This is a genomic window from Campylobacter sp. IFREMER_LSEM_CL1097 (assembly GCF_025772225.1).
Taxonomy (GTDB): domain Bacteria; phylum Campylobacterota; class Campylobacteria; order Campylobacterales; family Campylobacteraceae; genus Campylobacter_D; species Campylobacter_D lari_D.
Genome location: NZ_JAKMRT010000003.1, coordinates 121068 through 136287 on the forward strand (window position 1 = coordinate 121068; position 15220 = coordinate 136287).

The following is a 15220-nucleotide window of genomic DNA, read 5'->3' on the forward strand; positions in this document are numbered from 1 at the left end:
AGTTCTATGAAAAATATCGCCATTATAGGACTTAGTCCTAATCAAGAAAAACCTTCGTATTTTGTAAGCAAATATTTACAAGATTTATCTTATACAATTTATCCTATCTATCCTAAAGAAGATTTTATTTTAAACGAGAAAGTTTATAGAAATTTAAGGGAAATTCCTTTTGAAATCGACACGGTTGTAATGTTTAGAAAAGCAAGTTACGCAAATGAAATTTTTGAAGATCTTTTAGCTAAAAATGTTAAAAATTTTTGGATGCAACTTGGTATTATTAATGATGAAATAATGCAAAAATGTAAAAAATTTGGTATAAATTGCGTTCAAGATCGTTGTATTAAAGTAGAATTAGATAAAAAAGGTAAATCATGATTGAGTTAAATAAAATTTATCAAGCAAAGCAAAAAATTGCAGATTTTGTATTAAAAACCCCTTTGGTGCACTCTTCTTTTTTAAGTGAGTTTTTAGATACTGATGTTTTTCTAAAATGTGAAAATTTACAAAAAACAGGTGCTTATAAAATCAGAGGTGCTTATAATGCTATTGCTAATTTAAGTAAAGAACAAAAGCAAGCAGGTGTAATAGCTGCAAGCGCTGGAAATCATGCACAAGGAGTTGCAATTAGTGCTAAAAAATTTGGGATAGAAGCTGTGATTGTTATGCCTGAAGCTACACCTTTGCTAAAAGTAAGTGCAACTAAAAATTTAGGTGCAAAAGTGATTTTAAAAGGAGATAATTTTGATGAGGCTTATGCTTATGCGTTAAATTATGCTAAAGAACATCATTTAAATTTTATTCATCCTTTTGAAAATGAAAGTATTATAGCAGGGCAGGGTACTTTAATGCTTGAAATGCTTGATGAAATAAGTGATTTAGATATGATTTTAGCTCCAGTTGGTGGTGGAGGTTTGATTAGTGGAGTGGCGAGTGCTGCTAAGCAGATTAATCCTAATATAAAAGTTATTGGAGTAAGTGCTAAAGGAGCTCCTGCTATGTATGAGAGTTTTAAAAGTAAAAAAATAATCAATTCAAAGGCTGTGAGAACCATAGCTGATGGTATTGCGGTGCGTGATGTAAATAAAATTAATTTTGATATTATTCTTGAATGTGTTAATGATTTTATTCAAGTTGATGATGAAGAAATAGCTAATGCGGTGTTGTATTTACTTGAAAAACACAAAATCACAGTTGAAGGTGCTGGAGCATCAGCAGTTGCTGCACTTTTACATAAAAAAATAGATTTAAAAAATCATAAAAAAATAGGCGTGATTTTAAGCGGTGGAAATATTGATGTACAAATGTTAAATATTATCATAGAAAAAGGTTTGTTTAAAGCTTTTAGAAAAATGCTTATCAATGTTACTTTGGTTGATAAACCAGGAGCTTTGAGTACTTTGAGTGATGCTATAAAAGAAGCTCAAGCTAATATAGTTAAAATTGATTATGATAGATTTTCCACTAAGCTAGAGTATGGTGATGCGATGATTTCAATTACTTTGGAAACAAAAGGAAAAGAACATCAAGAATTAGTCAGAAAGATACTTTATGACAAAGGTTTTAATTTCAATGAAATTTTATGATAAATGAAATATAATATTTTGTAAATAAATTATAAGGAAAAAAATGTCGCAAGAAAAAATTTTAGAACCAGATACATTAATAACCTCTAAGACAGATTTAAAAGGGGATATTATTTATGCTAATGATGATTTTTTAAAATATGCGGGTTATAAAATGGAGGAAATTTTATATAAACCTCATAATATTGTGCGTCATCCTGATATGCCAAAAACTGTTTTTAAATGTTTATGGGATTATATACAAGATGGAAAAGAAATTTTTGCTTTTGTTAAAAATAAAACCAAACAAAATGATTATTATTGGGTTTTTACTAATGTTACAGCTTCTTTTGATGAACAAGGAAATATTATAAATTATTATTCAGTTAGAAGAAAACCTAAAAGAGAGGCAATATCAACCATAGAGCAAGTTTATAAAATTCTTTTAGAAATAGAAGAAAAAGATGGTATAAAAGCCGGAGTGGATGAACTTGTTAAGATAGTTAATTCTTATGGTATGAGTTATAATCAATTAATTTTAGAGCTTCAAAGATGAATTTGATAAATTTTGTTTATAAATTATTATTTTATATTGAGATATAATTACTCCCATTTTAATTTTAAACTAAGGAGATTGTGTTATGTCTTCAGAAAAAATTCTAACCTCGGATGTTTTAATAACATCAAAAACTAATTTAAAAGGTGAGATTATTTATGCAAATGAGGATTTTTTGAGATATTCTGATTATAAAATTGAGGAAATTTTATACAAACCTCACAGTATCATGCGTCATCCTGATATGCCAAGAACGGTTTTTAAATATTTATGGGATAACATTCAGCTTAAAAAAGAAGTTTTTGCTTTTGTAAAAAATAAAACAAAATATAATGATTATTATTGGGTTTTTGCTAATGTAACTGCTTCATGTGATGAAAATGGAAACATTTTAAATTATTATTCAGTTAGAAGAAAACCAAATATGGAAGCTATCAAAACAATAGAAGAAATTTATAAAGTTCTTTTGTTGAAAGAAAAAGATGGTGGTATTAAATCTGGAATAGAAGAGTTAAAAGCAATAGTAAAATCTTATGGGGTGACCTATAATGAACTAATGATGAAAATTCAAAAATAAAAAAGGATTTCTTATGAAAAATATTTTGTTTCTTGGTATAGTTTTAAGCATAGTAGCCTGTATTAATTCTTTGTTTTATGCAGAGTTTATTTCCTTAGGTTTCTTTTTAGTTTTGTTTTGTTTATTTATATATGGATTGTTTATTTTAAAAAAAGAAGAACAATTTAGCGATAAGATTTTACATCTTAGTAGAGAGTTAAAAAATGGTAATTTTGATTCAAGAATTGTATATATTAAATGTGCTAATAAAAAATTAAAAGAAATTGCTGATAATCTTAATAATACAATAGATGGTTTAGAAGCTTATTTAAGAGAGATAAATACTTCAATTGCTTGTTCTCAAAAAGGTGAATATTTTAGAAGAGCTATCCCTGAAGGTTTAAAAGGTATTTTTGTTCATAATATTAACTTTATTAATAAAGCTTTAGATGATATAGAAAAAACAGGAAAATCTGTTTTTAAAAATGCTTTATCAAGAGAACTTATGGACTTGAGTTTAAATAGTCAAAATAAAAATTTAAATGATTTGTCTTCTGCATTAAATAAAATCATCAAACTTATGAGAGAAGTTTTTGGTGATATTAGAATAATCTCAAATACAGCACAAAAAAATGGTTTAGAAGTAGGTAATTTACAGGATTCAATTTCATCAATGATGCAAGTGGCCGATGAAAGTAAAAATGCTGTAAATACTTTTGCATCTAATGCTCAGAGTATCAATGCAATTGTTGAGGTAATTAGGGATATTGCAGATCAAACTAACCTACTTGCATTAAATGCAGCTATTGAAGCAGCTCGTGCAGGAGAGCATGGTAGAGGTTTTGCGGTAGTTGCAGATGAAGTAAGACAACTTGCTGAAAAAACACAAAAAGCAACAGGTGAAATTACTTTAGCAATTCAAGTAATGAATCAAGAAATTGCTTCTATACAAGAAAATAGCGAAAAAGTATTTGATATTGCAAATTCTTCTGATAGTAAAGTTGCTGATTTTAGTGAGGCATTTAAAGAATTAGAGGATAAAAGCTCTCATTTAGGAAAAGAATTTGTTAATTTTGCTTCTGATTTAACTCTTTCTGCAATGAAAATAGATCATATATTATATAAATCTGATGTTTATTTAACTCTAAATGGTTCTCAAGAAAATCTTCAAAATCTAGATCCTATTTCAACTTTATGTAAAGATGAAGATGCAAAAAGTATTTTCTGTCCTTTAATTTCTCAAAATGAAATGGAGATTAAGAGTGAGAAAATACAAAGCGCGGCAAGTAAAGCTATAAAAATAGCTAAAAAGGACAATATATCAAAAGAAGATTATGACTCTATTATTAATGATATAAGAGAACTTGAAAATGAAAGTAGAGTAGTTATGAATAAATTAGAAGCTTAAAGCTTCTAATTTAGATAAGAGCTATTTTTAAAACTTCTTGTAAAATTTTCACCCCAATAATTTTCATATTTTTTACTACTTCTTCAGGAATATCTTTTAAATCTCTTTCATAGTTTTTATGTGGGATAATGGCTGTTTTAATATCAGCTTTATAAGCAGCAATAAGTTTTTCTTTTAAACCACCTATTGGTAGAACATTGCCCATTAGATCAATTTCTCCAGTCATTGCAACATTTGATTTTACTTTCTTGTCGCTAAAAATAGAAGCAATGGCTGTGGTAATAGTTATGCCTGCACTTGGTCCGTCTTTTGGAGTGGCTCCATCTGGTACATGAATGTGAAGATTGTATTGATTGTATATGTTTTCATCTTCTTTGTAGAAAAGTTTCTTTGAGACTTTAATTTGTTCATCATCGATTAAATTCTTAACAAGACTTTGAGCAATTTTTGCTGATTCTTTCATTACATCACCTAAGCTCCCTGTTAAAGTTAGATCACCCTTGCCTTTGATTTTAATGGCTTCGATTTTCAATACATCTCCACCTACTGCAGTCCAAGCAAGTCCATTTACCTGTCCGATTTTATTTTCTTTTTCGTGCTTTTCTATTTCAAAGACTTTTTTACTTAAAAAATCTTTTAAATTTTTATCATTAATTTCAATATTTTTAATATCTTTTTCTAAAAGAAGTTTTTTAACACATTTTCTACAAATTTCAGCAATTTTTCTTCTTAAATTTCTTACACCTGATTCTCTAGTATATTCATTCACTATTAATTCTATAGCATCATCACTAAAGCTTATTTCTTCTTTTTTTAATCCATGTTTTTTTATTTCATCAGGTATGAGATAGTTTTTGGCTATTTGGAATTTCTCTTGAGGAGTGTAAGAGCTAAGTTCTATAAATTCCATTCTATCTTTTAGAGCAGGTGGAATTAAACTTGCATCATTTGCAGTAGCTATGAAAATGATTTTGCTTAAATCGATGTTGAAATTTAGATAATAATCTCTAAATTTAGTATTTTGTTCAGGATCTAAGATTTCAAGTAAAACTGCACTTGGATCTCCTCTATGATTGCGACTTAGTTTATCAATCTCATCAAGCACAACTACTGGGTTGCTTTGTTTTGCTTCTATAAGTCCTTGTATAATGCGTCCTGGCATAGCTCCTATATAGGTTCTTCTATGTCCTCTTAGTTCATTAACATCTTCTAAACCACCTAAAGCTATGCGCACTAACTCTCTTTTTAATGCCTTTGCGACTGAATTTGCTAAAGAAGTCTTGCCAACACCAGGAGGGCCAACTAAGCACAAGATGACTTTTGCACCATCTCTATCTTTAATCTTGCGTTTTTCTAAAAGTTCTTTAACTGCAAAGTATTCTTCAATACGCTCTTTTGGTTTTTCTAGGGCATAGTGATCACTATTGAGTTGTAAAGATACATCTTTTAAATTTAGTTTTTTCTTTGAGGAGTGCTCAAAAGGTATATCTAAAACCGTTTCTATGTAAGTTTGCACCATAGAAGCTTCTGAATTATCTTGATGAATTCTTTCATATTTTTGAATTTGCTTTTTGATTTCTTTATAAGCCTCTTCATACATAAAAGCTTTTTTCTTTTCTAATTTTTTATTATATTCCTCTACTTCGCTTTCTTTTTGTATATCGCTTCCAAGCTCTCTTTGAATTTGTTTGAGTTGTTCTTTTAAAAAGTATTCTTTATTAACCTTGTCAATTTTAGAGTGAACTTTATTTTTGATTTCTTTTTGGATTTTATTTGCTTCAATTTCTTTAGCTAAATAATCAATTAAATTTAAAAGCTTAGTTTCTAAATTAGTTTCGATAAAAAATTCATAAGCTTGTTGTTTTTTGATTTTAATAGAATTTAATATTAGATCACAAATTCTGCTAGGCTCGACATCTTCTTCTATAGTTCTTAAAAGATCAGGTGGAAAATAATGACTCACAGTCGATAAAGCTTTGGCTTTTTCTCTAACTACTTCTATAATAGCTTCTTTTTTTGTATTACAAATTGGCTCTTGATGAATTAAATCAACTAAAGCATATAAAGGATCATCCGAAATTCTCTCAACAATCTTGGCTTTTGCATATCCTTGGAATAAAATTTTAATCCTACCATCAGGCAGTGGAACTTTTCTCATAATACTCCCAATGACACCACAATCATATATATCATCAAAGCCACGCCCACCTTCAATTTTTGATGGTGCCACAAAAATCATACTTTCATTTTGTAAAGCGGTATCTAAGGCTTTAATATTTTGCATATCATTTAAAAAAATAGGTGTTATCATAAAAGGGTATAAAAAAAGCTCATCTTCTACAAGAATGGGAAGTTTTGTTGGATAGTTTTGAGTATTTTCTAATTTCATTACATTATACCTTCTTCAAATATTTTTCTATACCATGGAAGTTCTGGTTTAATCATATCGATTTTATTAAAATCGGAATTTTCGATTTTTTGCTTATAAATCTCATAGCTTTGCTCTCTGTTTTTTTTCTGATATAACTCTGCTATACTTGTATCAAGGTAAAAAACTGCAAGATTAAATTTAGTTAGCATAGTATCGATTAAATCATTATATTGTACATTGGGATAGTTTTGATTGTATTCTTTGATTTCTTCTATTGTTTTTAGCATTAAGGCTTGGTTACGATTTGGAACAGCAAAAGAGTCAAATTTAGCTTTGATTTTTAAATATCTTATATAAGCTACATTTTTAGAATCACCAAATTTATTTAAATATTCATCAAGATAAAAATTTGCCATTTCATATTCTTCTTCACTAATATGAGCTTGAGCTAATATAAGTAAAGTTTGTTCTAATAATGGATCAGCAATATGCTCACCTGCCATTGAGGTATAGTGTTTATCAGCTGCTTCAAGATTTTTTTCTTGTAAATCTTTTATAATTTGTTGATACCATTCCATAGAACTTAGATTATATAAATCTTCAGCTTTTTTCGAGCTACATGCTCCTAAAAATAAACCTGCAATAATAAGTGAAAAAATAAAAAGTTTTTTCATTGTGTTACCTTAATAAATTTAATAATTGTAATTATAATGTTTTTATGTTTATGAAATTGTTAATTTTTAAAACTAAAATTATAGTCAAAAACTCTTAATTAGTGTAATTTTTAAAATTGGAACTAAAATTGCTTAATGAGTTGTAATTTCTTAGTTAATAGATTTTAGGAGGCAAGATGAACTTAGAAGTTAAATGTCCTATTTTAGGTTTTGAAGATACCAAAAATATGAATTTTTATAAAATAGACGAGGTTTTTTATAGACTTAAAAGCCTTGATGGTAAAGATTTTTCTTTTGTGATGATTGATCCTTATATGATCCGTCCTGATTATGATTTTGAAGTGCCTGATTATTATCAAGAATTATTAGCTTTAAATGAGCAAACTAATTTTGGTGTGTTTGTTATAGTGGCTATTAATGAGCCATTAGAAGAATCTACGGTAAATTTTTTAGCACCTGTTGTGATGAATTATGATAATAACTCTTTAGTGCAAGTGATTTTAGATACAAGCAAATATCCTAATTATTTTCAGTCTGAAAAGATTTCAGCTTTTATTAAACAAACAAAATAATGTCTGAAATTTATATTTTAGGAAATGGTGCTATGGCAAGTGCTATAGCTAAAGGTTTAGAGGATACTTATAAAGTAGTTATTGTTGCTAGGGATTTAAAAAAAGCCAGTGGTTTAAATTTAAAAGTATTATCATATGATGAGTTTGATATGGATAATAAAAATATTATTTTGGCTTTTAAACCTTATGCGTTAGAGGAAGTAGCTGTTAAATTAAAAGGCAAGGCAAGATGGCTTATTTCGGTTTTAGCAAACACTACTTTTGAGCGGCTTCATTGTATTGATGCACAAAATTATGTGAAAATTATGCCAAATACAGCAGCCGAATTTAAAGCTTCTACAACTGCTTATTTAATGGAAAAAGATTTATTTAAAGATGAAATTTTATCTTTGTTAAATACTTTTGGTAAAGCCATAAGTTTGCAAAATGAAAAAGAATTTGATATAGCTATGGTTTTGAGTGGTTGTGCTCCTGCATTTTTAGCTTTGGTAGCAGAAAGTTTAGCTAATGCAGGTGTGAAAAATGGTTTAAAAAATGAGCTTAGTTATGAGCTTACTCGCGCAAGTTTTGAAAGCTTTAGTGCTTTGTTTAATCATGCTCATCCTGCTATTATTAAAGAAAAAATTTGTTCTCCAGCAGGGGTAACTATAAAAGGAATTGAAGCTTTGGAAAAAAGAGCTTTACGCGGTGCCTTTTTTGAAGCTTTTAATGCAAGTTTAAATAAATGAAGCAAGCTTTTAGTCTCCTAGAGCTTGCTTTTTGTATTGTAATTTTATCTTTTATTTTTGGATCTTATTATCTTGTATTTGCAAATAAATCTTTAAATGTTATATGGCAAAATCAAACCCTTTTTAATGAAGAAAAAGAATTGCTAAAGAAAATTCCTTCATATAAAGCAAAAGAGATAAATATAAATACTTACAACTTTTTAGAATACACTAGTGATGAATTTAAACTCAAATCTTTAAAAATAAAAGATTTATCCTATAAAGAAGCTTTTGTGGATGAAAAAGGCTTTTAGTTTATTGGAACTTGCGTTAAGCCTTGTTATTTTGGGTATTTTGATTACTATTTTAATTAATCCAGCTATGTATATTTATAATTATAGTTTTAATGTTAAAAAATCTAGTGAAATATTTTTTGATTTAAATCAAGCTTTACTTAGCATGGAGAAAATTTATAATTCTTGCTTGAATGCAATATTTACAAGTAATTCTTTTGAGTGTTATATGAGTGCAAATGATGATATTTTTTATGATTTGTCATTAAAAAAATTAAACTTCAGTGGTATTATTTTAGAAAATAATGGAAGTTTTTTTAGCCCAAAAAGTAATTTGCATTTTATAGAAAATGGAATTTCTGAAGGAATTTTGAGCAATTATAAAGATATGCATAGTATGAAGAAGTTGAAAATATACACTAGTGATTATATGTATATTTATGATATAAAAAATTCAAAAATCTATAAAATATTAGTTGATGATAGAGAAAAAATCAATTTTTTTGATGAGAGTTTTAGCGGATTTTATACTATTTTATATGCTTATATTAAGGTGTATTTGAAAAATAAAAATATTTATATGCAAATTGATGATTTAAATCACAACAAACAAGTATTTTTATTAGCTCAAAATATTTCAAAACTTATTTTCAAGCATGATGGTGAGTTATTAAAAATTACAATTTGCAGTAATACTCAAAATAGATGTTTAGATAAATGGATGCTTTTGTGAAAAAATCATTTGCAATGATATATACAATATTTTTTATTTTATTTATTTCTTTTATTATGGCGTTTATAATAAAAATTTCTTCATATCCACCAAGAATTATGAAAGATTTAACGCTTTATACCCAAGGAAATATTTTACTTCATGATGCAAAAGAGTTTGCTAAATATTTTTTATATCAAGCCTATTTGGAGGGTAAAGAATGTTTAAGTGAATATAATTTTGAATATAATAATACAAAAATACGAATTGATTATGCTTATCCTTTGGGTGAATGTAAAAATAATAAATTAATTGCAAAGTATATTCATGCAAAAAGTATTATAGTGGTAAATATTAGTGTGTTGTTAAATACTAATAAAGCAGTAAATGAAGAAGTGTTTTTACAAAAAAGTTTTTTTATTTATCCTAGGTAGATTGAATGTAAGTTTGAATTCCAATAGCTATCATTTTTACTCCCATAGCCATAATAAAAACTAAAGCAATGCGTGAAAAAACATAAAGCACAAGCTTACCGATAACTTTTTCAATAGTAGCTGAAAAGTGAAATAAAGCAAAAATAAAAGCAAAAGTAAGTAATACAGAAGCTATGGCTATAGCTAAATTTTGATCTTCTGAAATAACTACTATGGTAGAAAGTGTTCCAGGTCCTACAAGCATAGGAAATGCCATTGGCACTATGCTTTTTTTTAATAATTCTTTGTGGCTTAATCCTTGATAGTGTTGAAATTGAGTGCTTGATGGGGTGAAAAGTAGATTTTTTGTACTCATAATGATTAAAATCAAACCACCTGCAACTCGTAAATCATTAATATCTATTTTAAATAAATATTTCATGATAAATGGTCCAGAAAGTAAAAAAACTAAAACAATACAAAATGCAGTGTAAATGATATTTCTAAAAAGTTTTTTTCTTATATCAGCATCTAGACCTTCAGTCATTGCAATAAATTGTGGAAGATTTCCAAAAGGATTTAAAACTGCTATAATAGCAACGGATGCAAGTAAAATAACATAAATTTCAGATTCTATATCTGAAAACATAAAACAACCTTTTATTTTCCCAAGCTTAAAAAGCTTGGGTTTGATTTAATAATTATAGTCCTTCAAAAGGATTAGTAACAACTTCTTTTCTATCTACGATATAAGGGATAAGTGCTACATGTCTTGCACGCTTAATAGCAACTTCAACCATTTCTTGGTGTTTTTTGCTAGTGCCTGTTAAACGGCGTGGCATGATTTTAAATCTTTCTGATAAAGCATGTTTTAGCAATGCTGTATCTTTATAGTCTATAAAATCAACTTTAGCTTCAGTATATTTACAATATTTGCGTGAGTATTTTCTTTTTTCTGCCATGTTTTTTCCTTTAAAATGGTAATTCTGTATCATCATCATATTTATCAATATCAATTTCCTTCATAGGGGCTTCCTTTTGAGGATTTTGATAGGTATTATTAGATGAATTTGTTCTAGTTTGTACTTGAGCATAAGGATCAAAGCTTTGTTGTTGATTAAAATTTTGATTATAACCATAATTTTGATTTTCAAAATTACTTTGTTGATTATTTTGTACAGTTGAACCTAGCATTTCTAAATTTTCAACTTGAATACTATGCTTTGATCTGTTTTGTCCATTTTGATCGCTCCATTGCTCAAATCTCAAACGACCTTCGATTAAAATTTTACTACCTTTATTAAGGTATTGATTAGCAATTTCTGCAGTTCTTCCAAAAAAGCTAATGTCGATAAAGCAGGTTTCCTCTCTTTTTTCTCCTGTATTTGTACTAAATCTTCTTGTTACAGCTATAGCAGAAGAGCCTATTGCGCTACCTGATGGAGCATAACGCATTTCTATGTCCCTTGTAAGATTCCCTACTAAAACGACTTTGTTAAACATTAATTAGCCTTCTGTGCTTTCACTAGCTTTAATTTCTTTTTTATTTTGTTTGATACCCTTGCTTAGTCTTTCCCAAGCTGCAATTTCTTTTTTATTTTCATATTTTACGATTAAAAATCTGATTACTTCTTCAGTGATTCTTAATACCCTTTCAAGCTCTGCTATTAAATTTGTAGGAGCTTTGAAATAAATCACAAAATAAGTTCCTCTTTCATATTTTTTAATTTTGTACGCAAGTTTTCTTGTTCCCATTGGAACTACGCTTTCAATTTCTGCGCCATTTTTTGTAAGGACTTCTTTTACGAATTCCAACTTAGCACTTACTTCTTCTTCTGTAAGTGTTGGTTTTAATATGAATAAAACTTCATAATGTCTCATTTAATTTCTCCTTATGGATATAAAGCCTAAAATTTTAGGCAAGGATTTTGCATAAAATGCAAATTTCATTTTACCATAAGTTTTCTTAATTTAACTTTTTAATATGGAGCTAAGTTGTAAAAGTGTTGCGATTAAAAATTCTTTTTTTTCTATTTTAGAATTCTTTTTTAATTCATATTCGCAATTACAAAGTGTCAGAAAGATATTTTTATATTGTGATATTTTGATCATAAGAGCTTGTTTTTGAAGATTTTGTGCCACAGAAATAGGTGGAGCATAGCCTAAAATTTCTTTCAAGTCTAAATTTCCATAAATTTTAACATATAAAGCTATTTTAAAAAGTCTAGAAAAATTTGCATATAAGGCATTAATCAATGCTATTTCATTGTAATTTTCTAAAATATTTTCAAGTTCACTCCTTAAATCTTTTTTTTGCATTAATTTATCAAAAAAACTTTCAAAATTAATAGTACTTAAACTATAACAATGCTCTTGGATGATTTTTTCATCGATATTTAGACCACTAAATTTATTTAACTCATTAGCCGCTAAATATAAATTTTCATTAAAATTATAAAAAAGAGCATAAAGGGCATTTTGAGTAATGTTAATATTTAATTCTTTAGCTTTTAAAGCTAGTAATTCCATGCCTTCCTTAGCTGAATTTACTTTATAAAATCTACAAAAATTATTAGCAAAAATTTTCTCCGCTTCACTTTGTTTGGAGCTTTCATCATAAATTTCAAGTAAAAAATAATTATCTTGCGAATTTTGACAAAGCTGTAAAAGTTGCTTGAGTTCTTTACTTGGGATTTTCTTTTGAGTTTTGATTTCTAGCAATTTTCTTTCGCTAAATAAGGAAGCGCTAGATAAATAATCATATGCTTGCTTAAAATCATATTCTTCAAAATAAAATCTTAAACTCTCATCAAAAGAGTATTTGTCTTTAATAAATTTAGTATAAAGCTCTATTTGGAAATTATCCGCTCCATAAAGTAAGAAATAATTAGGAAAATTATTGCTATTAAGTAAGCTTTGGAGTTGATTTTTATACATTTTGGTTTCTTTCTAAACTAAAATGCTTGGTGATTTTGCCAAAAATTTTAGCACTAACAATATCTACTTCAGTGATTTCTACTTCTATATTTTCTAATAAATTTGCCCTTGAACCTATGATGGTAATCAAAGCCCCCTTAATTTCATCATTTAATTTTACTTGCAATGAACTTTGATTTTCTACCACTAAAGCCTTAAATCTTTTTCCTATATTTTCTTTTGCCCATCTTGCAAATTTTCTATCCATGAAATGCCAAGCAACTTTATCTGCTTCTCTTTCTAATAAGCTTAATTCCTCACAAGTGCTTTGTATGTTTAAAAGCAAATAATTAAACATTTTTTCATCATTATTGATTTTAGCTTTTAAAAGTCTATGTAATATAAGATCAGAATATCTTCTAATAGGACTTGTAAAATGGGTATATTTATCAAAACCTAAGCCAAAATGCCCTGCATTTTCACTAGAATATTCTGCTTTTTTTTGCGCTTTGATGATGAGTTTATCTACTTCTTCTCTTATATTTAGCTCATTTGCTAAGACTTGAATGTCTTTAAATAATTCTATGACATTATTTTTAGGATTAATATCTATACTAAGTGTTGAAAGATCAGCTAGCAATTGATCTATTTTTTTATAATCAGGATTTAAATGATTTCTAAAAACTCCTATATCAATGAGTTTTGCTGCAGCTTTATTAGCTAAAAGCATGCAATCTTCGATTAAATTATGCGAGGCAGTGTTATTTTCAAGGCGTGTTTTTGTGAGTTTATTATTTTCATCTAAAGTCATTCTTAGCTCTTGGGTTTTAAACTCACAAGCATTTTTTAATCGTTTTTTTCGTAAATTTTGAGTGATTTTGAAAACCTCATAAAGCCAATTGATTGCGCCTAAATCTTCTTGCTTTTGTAAATACTCATCAACTTCATCGTAATTAAAACGGCGTTTTGAGTTGATAATAGCCTCAAAAAGCTCTTCTTTAATCACTTCATTGTTTTGATCTAAGCTTATTTTAAAACAAAATGCTAATCTATCTTTATTAGGTTTTAGTGAGCAAATATTTTCACTCAAAGCTCTTGGTAACATAGGTATAGCAATATGAGGAAAATAAATCGAAAAACCCCTCGATCTTGCTTCTTTATCAATAGCACTATAAGCATGCACATAAGTACTTACATCAGCTATGGCTACATAAATAGCATGCTCATTTTTATCATAATAAATTGCATCATCAAAATCTTTTGCATCAATTGGATCAATGGTACAAAAATTTAAATTTCTAAGATCTTTTCTTGATGGATACATACTCGCATCAACTTCATTTCCATAAGCTCTTGCTTCATTTTCACATAAATTATCAAAAACTGCATTTTTATTAAAAAGTGCTAAGGAAAGTTTTTCATCTACAAAATCATCATCAATATGCCCTATCACTTCAGTGATATTATTATCATGATTTTCTATTTTTAAAATAGTTCCTAAAGGTAGAGTTTTTAAGGATTTTTGAGAGGCTTTTAAGGCACATGTGAGTCCTGTTTGAATATTTACTCCAAGGACTGCTTCGCCGTATTTTTTAGTTATAACCAAAGAAGTTTCATGGGCTCTTTTAAGTATTAAGATAACTTTAGCACTTGGACGCTTTTTTTTAAGAGGAAGTAATTTTGCCACAACTATATCAGCATAATTTGCTCCTTTTAAATTTTTATTTTCTATGAGCAAATCACGCTTAAAAACAGGATCAAAACTTTCTAAAAATCCCGTTCCATTAGCTGAAATATCAATCTTACCAAAAGTAAAGCCATCTTTTAAATAGTATTTGTTTTTATAAAATTTAATGATATCGCAAGTTAGCAACTCTCTAATGATTTGCTTGCTTTTATTGGTAATTTCATCAGCATTTAGACCATAGCTTAGTTGATTAAATAATTCTTTCATAATACTCTTTATAGTAATTTTTCAAAACTTAAATTTTATCATAAAAGGATTAAATTTATATTTTTTAGTTATAATCTTTGCTTTAATTTTAATTTTAGGAGTGCATAATGGCTGTGTCAATTTATTATGATAAAGATTGTGATATTAATTTAATAAAATCAAAAAAAGTAGCTATTATAGGTTTTGGCTCTCAAGGTCATGCTCATGCTATGAATTTAAGAGATAGTGGTGTAGAAGTGATCATAGGCTTAAAAGAGGGTGGGCAAAGTTGGGCAAAAGCTCAAAAAGCAAATTTTATAGTAAAAAGTGTAAAAGAAGCTACTAAAGAAGCAGATTTGATTATGATTTTAGCTCCTGATGAAATTCAAAGTGAAATTTTTAATGAAGAAATTAAAACTGAATTAAAAGCAGGTAAAACTCTAGCATTTGCACATGGATTTAATATCCATTATGGACAAATTGTTGCTCCAAAAGGTATAGATGTGATTATGATAGCTCCTAAAGCTCCAGGTCATACTGTAAGACA

The 15220-nt window shown here is 27.8% G+C and carries 19 protein-coding genes; 11 read left to right on the forward strand and 8 right to left on the reverse strand.

From position 1 onward, the window contains the following. Positions 1-6: 6 nt before the first annotated feature. From L8W64_RS02125 to L8W64_RS08965, 5 genes are all read left to right on the forward strand, one after another. Positions 7-375, forward strand: coding sequence for a CoA-binding protein (locus L8W64_RS02125; protein ID WP_263672779.1), 369 nt, complete (start codon positions 7-9; stop codon positions 373-375). Next, a complete protein-coding gene (ilvA, locus tag L8W64_RS02130) occupies positions 372-1583 on the forward strand; it encodes a threonine ammonia-lyase (protein WP_263662534.1) in 1212 nt (403 codons plus the stop codon). Before L8W64_RS02125 ends, ilvA begins: the two co-directional genes overlap by 4 nt. A 43-nt stretch (positions 1584-1626) precedes the next feature. Then, positions 1627-2118: a PAS domain-containing protein gene (locus L8W64_RS02135; protein WP_133318778.1), complete on the forward strand. Its 492-nt coding sequence runs from the start codon at positions 1627-1629 to the stop codon at positions 2116-2118. 85 nt (positions 2119-2203) lie between these two features. Continuing rightward, positions 2204-2695, forward strand: coding sequence for a PAS domain-containing protein (locus L8W64_RS02140; protein ID WP_263659078.1), 492 nt, complete (start codon positions 2204-2206; stop codon positions 2693-2695). A 652-nt stretch (positions 2696-3347) separates the two neighbouring features. Beyond that, on the forward strand, positions 3348-4082 hold the full coding sequence (locus L8W64_RS08965; protein WP_412174898.1) for a methyl-accepting chemotaxis protein: 735 nt from the start codon (positions 3348-3350) through the stop codon (positions 4080-4082). A 10-nt stretch (positions 4083-4092) separates the two neighbouring features. Here L8W64_RS08965 and lon read toward each other — a convergent pair whose 3' ends face one another. Both lon and bamD read right to left on the reverse strand, forming a co-directional pair. Then, entirely contained in the window at positions 4093-6471 is a 2379-nt protein-coding gene (lon, locus tag L8W64_RS02150; protein ID WP_263672772.1) for an endopeptidase La, read from the reverse strand. Next, positions 6471-7127, reverse strand: a complete 657-nt coding sequence (bamD, locus tag L8W64_RS02155) for an outer membrane protein assembly factor BamD (protein ID WP_133318782.1) — start codon at positions 7125-7127, stop codon at positions 6471-6473. Before bamD ends, lon begins: the two co-directional genes overlap by 1 nt. 176 nt (positions 7128-7303) lie before the next feature. Here bamD and fliW point away from each other — a divergent pair, with 176 nt between their 5' ends. The 5 genes from fliW (at position 7304) to L8W64_RS02180 (ending at position 9845) form a co-directional block, all read left to right on the forward strand. Continuing rightward, positions 7304-7699, forward strand: a complete 396-nt coding sequence (fliW, locus tag L8W64_RS02160; protein WP_012661666.1) for a flagellar assembly protein FliW — start codon at positions 7304-7306, stop codon at positions 7697-7699. Next, a complete protein-coding gene (locus L8W64_RS02165; protein ID WP_263659080.1) occupies positions 7699-8427 on the forward strand; it encodes a pyrroline-5-carboxylate reductase in 729 nt (242 codons plus the stop codon). The genes fliW and L8W64_RS02165 overlap by 1 nt, the downstream gene beginning before the upstream one ends. Then, positions 8424-8720, forward strand: coding sequence for a hypothetical protein (locus tag L8W64_RS02170; protein ID WP_263664415.1), 297 nt, complete (start codon positions 8424-8426; stop codon positions 8718-8720). The genes L8W64_RS02165 and L8W64_RS02170 overlap by 4 nt, the downstream gene beginning before the upstream one ends. Then, positions 8704-9432, forward strand: coding sequence for a prepilin-type N-terminal cleavage/methylation domain-containing protein (locus L8W64_RS02175; RefSeq protein ID WP_263664416.1), 729 nt, complete (start codon positions 8704-8706; stop codon positions 9430-9432). Before L8W64_RS02170 ends, L8W64_RS02175 begins: the two co-directional genes overlap by 17 nt. Before the next feature lie 98 nt (positions 9433-9530). Further along, a complete protein-coding gene (locus tag L8W64_RS02180) occupies positions 9531-9845 on the forward strand; it encodes a hypothetical protein (protein ID WP_263660089.1) in 315 nt (104 codons plus the stop codon). Here L8W64_RS02180 and L8W64_RS02185 read toward each other — a convergent pair. From L8W64_RS02185 to L8W64_RS02210, 6 genes are all read right to left on the reverse strand, one after another. Further along, positions 9838-10473, reverse strand: a complete 636-nt coding sequence (locus tag L8W64_RS02185) for a MarC family protein (RefSeq protein ID WP_263659084.1) — start codon at positions 10471-10473, stop codon at positions 9838-9840. The genes L8W64_RS02180 and L8W64_RS02185 overlap by 8 nt on opposite strands. A 52-nt stretch (positions 10474-10525) precedes the next feature. After that, entirely contained in the window at positions 10526-10786 is a 261-nt protein-coding gene (gene rpsR / locus L8W64_RS02190; RefSeq protein WP_039618521.1) for a 30S ribosomal protein S18, read from the reverse strand. A gap of 10 nt (positions 10787-10796) precedes the next feature. After that, the gene (locus L8W64_RS02195; RefSeq protein WP_133318788.1) at positions 10797-11327 is read right to left on the reverse strand and encodes a single-stranded DNA-binding protein; all 531 of its coding nucleotides are present in this window, start codon (positions 11325-11327) and stop codon (positions 10797-10799) included. Between the two features lie 3 nt (positions 11328-11330). Continuing rightward, a complete protein-coding gene (rpsF, locus tag L8W64_RS02200; protein ID WP_133318789.1) occupies positions 11331-11705 on the reverse strand; it encodes a 30S ribosomal protein S6 in 375 nt (124 codons plus the stop codon). Positions 11706-11795: 90 nt separating this feature from the next. Then, on the reverse strand, positions 11796-12761 hold the full coding sequence (holA, locus tag L8W64_RS02205) for a DNA polymerase III subunit delta (protein ID WP_263672774.1): 966 nt from the start codon (positions 12759-12761) through the stop codon (positions 11796-11798). Then, positions 12754-14694 (reverse strand): VacB/RNase II family 3'-5' exoribonuclease, encoded by a 1941-nt coding sequence (locus L8W64_RS02210; protein WP_263672775.1) that lies wholly within the window; start codon positions 14692-14694, stop codon positions 12754-12756. The genes holA and L8W64_RS02210 overlap by 8 nt, the downstream gene beginning before the upstream one ends. 107 nt (positions 14695-14801) lie before the next feature. Between L8W64_RS02210 and L8W64_RS02215 the strand changes: the two genes are divergently transcribed. After that, a partial coding sequence (locus tag L8W64_RS02215) for an NAD(P)-dependent oxidoreductase (protein WP_263672776.1) occupies positions 14802-15220 on the forward strand: 419 nt, incomplete at its 3' end.

Coding starts and splice junctions, on each gene's coding strand:
- rpsF (WP_133318789.1), bottom strand. CDS start 11,705: ATGAGACATTATGAAGTTTTATTCATATTAAAACCAACACTTACAGAA.
- fliW (WP_012661666.1), top strand. CDS start 7,304: ATGAACTTAGAAGTTAAATGTCCTATTTTAGGTTTTGAAGATACCAAA.
- L8W64_RS02180 (WP_263660089.1), top strand. CDS start 9,531: ATGAAAGATTTAACGCTTTATACCCAAGGAAATATTTTACTTCATGAT.
- L8W64_RS02165 (WP_263659080.1), top strand. CDS start 7,699: ATGTCTGAAATTTATATTTTAGGAAATGGTGCTATGGCAAGTGCTATA.
- L8W64_RS02140 (WP_263659078.1), top strand. CDS start 2,204: ATGTCTTCAGAAAAAATTCTAACCTCGGATGTTTTAATAACATCAAAA.
- holA (WP_263672774.1), bottom strand. CDS start 12,761: ATGTATAAAAATCAACTCCAAAGCTTACTTAATAGCAATAATTTTCCT.
- ilvA (WP_263662534.1), top strand. CDS start 372: ATGATTGAGTTAAATAAAATTTATCAAGCAAAGCAAAAAATTGCAGAT.
- lon (WP_263672772.1), bottom strand. CDS start 6,471: ATGAAATTAGAAAATACTCAAAACTATCCAACAAAACTTCCCATTCTT.
- L8W64_RS02170 (WP_263664415.1), top strand. CDS start 8,424: ATGAAGCAAGCTTTTAGTCTCCTAGAGCTTGCTTTTTGTATTGTAATT.
- L8W64_RS02135 (WP_133318778.1), top strand. CDS start 1,627: ATGTCGCAAGAAAAAATTTTAGAACCAGATACATTAATAACCTCTAAG.
- L8W64_RS02125 (WP_263672779.1), top strand. CDS start 7: ATGAAAAATATCGCCATTATAGGACTTAGTCCTAATCAAGAAAAACCT.
- bamD (WP_133318782.1), bottom strand. CDS start 7,127: ATGAAAAAACTTTTTATTTTTTCACTTATTATTGCAGGTTTATTTTTA.
- L8W64_RS02185 (WP_263659084.1), bottom strand. CDS start 10,473: ATGTTTTCAGATATAGAATCTGAAATTTATGTTATTTTACTTGCATCC.
- rpsR (WP_039618521.1), bottom strand. CDS start 10,786: ATGGCAGAAAAAAGAAAATACTCACGCAAATATTGTAAATATACTGAA.
- L8W64_RS02195 (WP_133318788.1), bottom strand. CDS start 11,327: ATGTTTAACAAAGTCGTTTTAGTAGGGAATCTTACAAGGGACATAGAA.
- L8W64_RS02210 (WP_263672775.1), bottom strand. CDS start 14,694: ATGAAAGAATTATTTAATCAACTAAGCTATGGTCTAAATGCTGATGAA.
- L8W64_RS08965 (WP_412174898.1), top strand. CDS start 3,348: ATGATGCAAGTGGCCGATGAAAGTAAAAATGCTGTAAATACTTTTGCA.
- L8W64_RS02175 (WP_263664416.1), top strand. CDS start 8,704: ATGAAAAAGGCTTTTAGTTTATTGGAACTTGCGTTAAGCCTTGTTATT.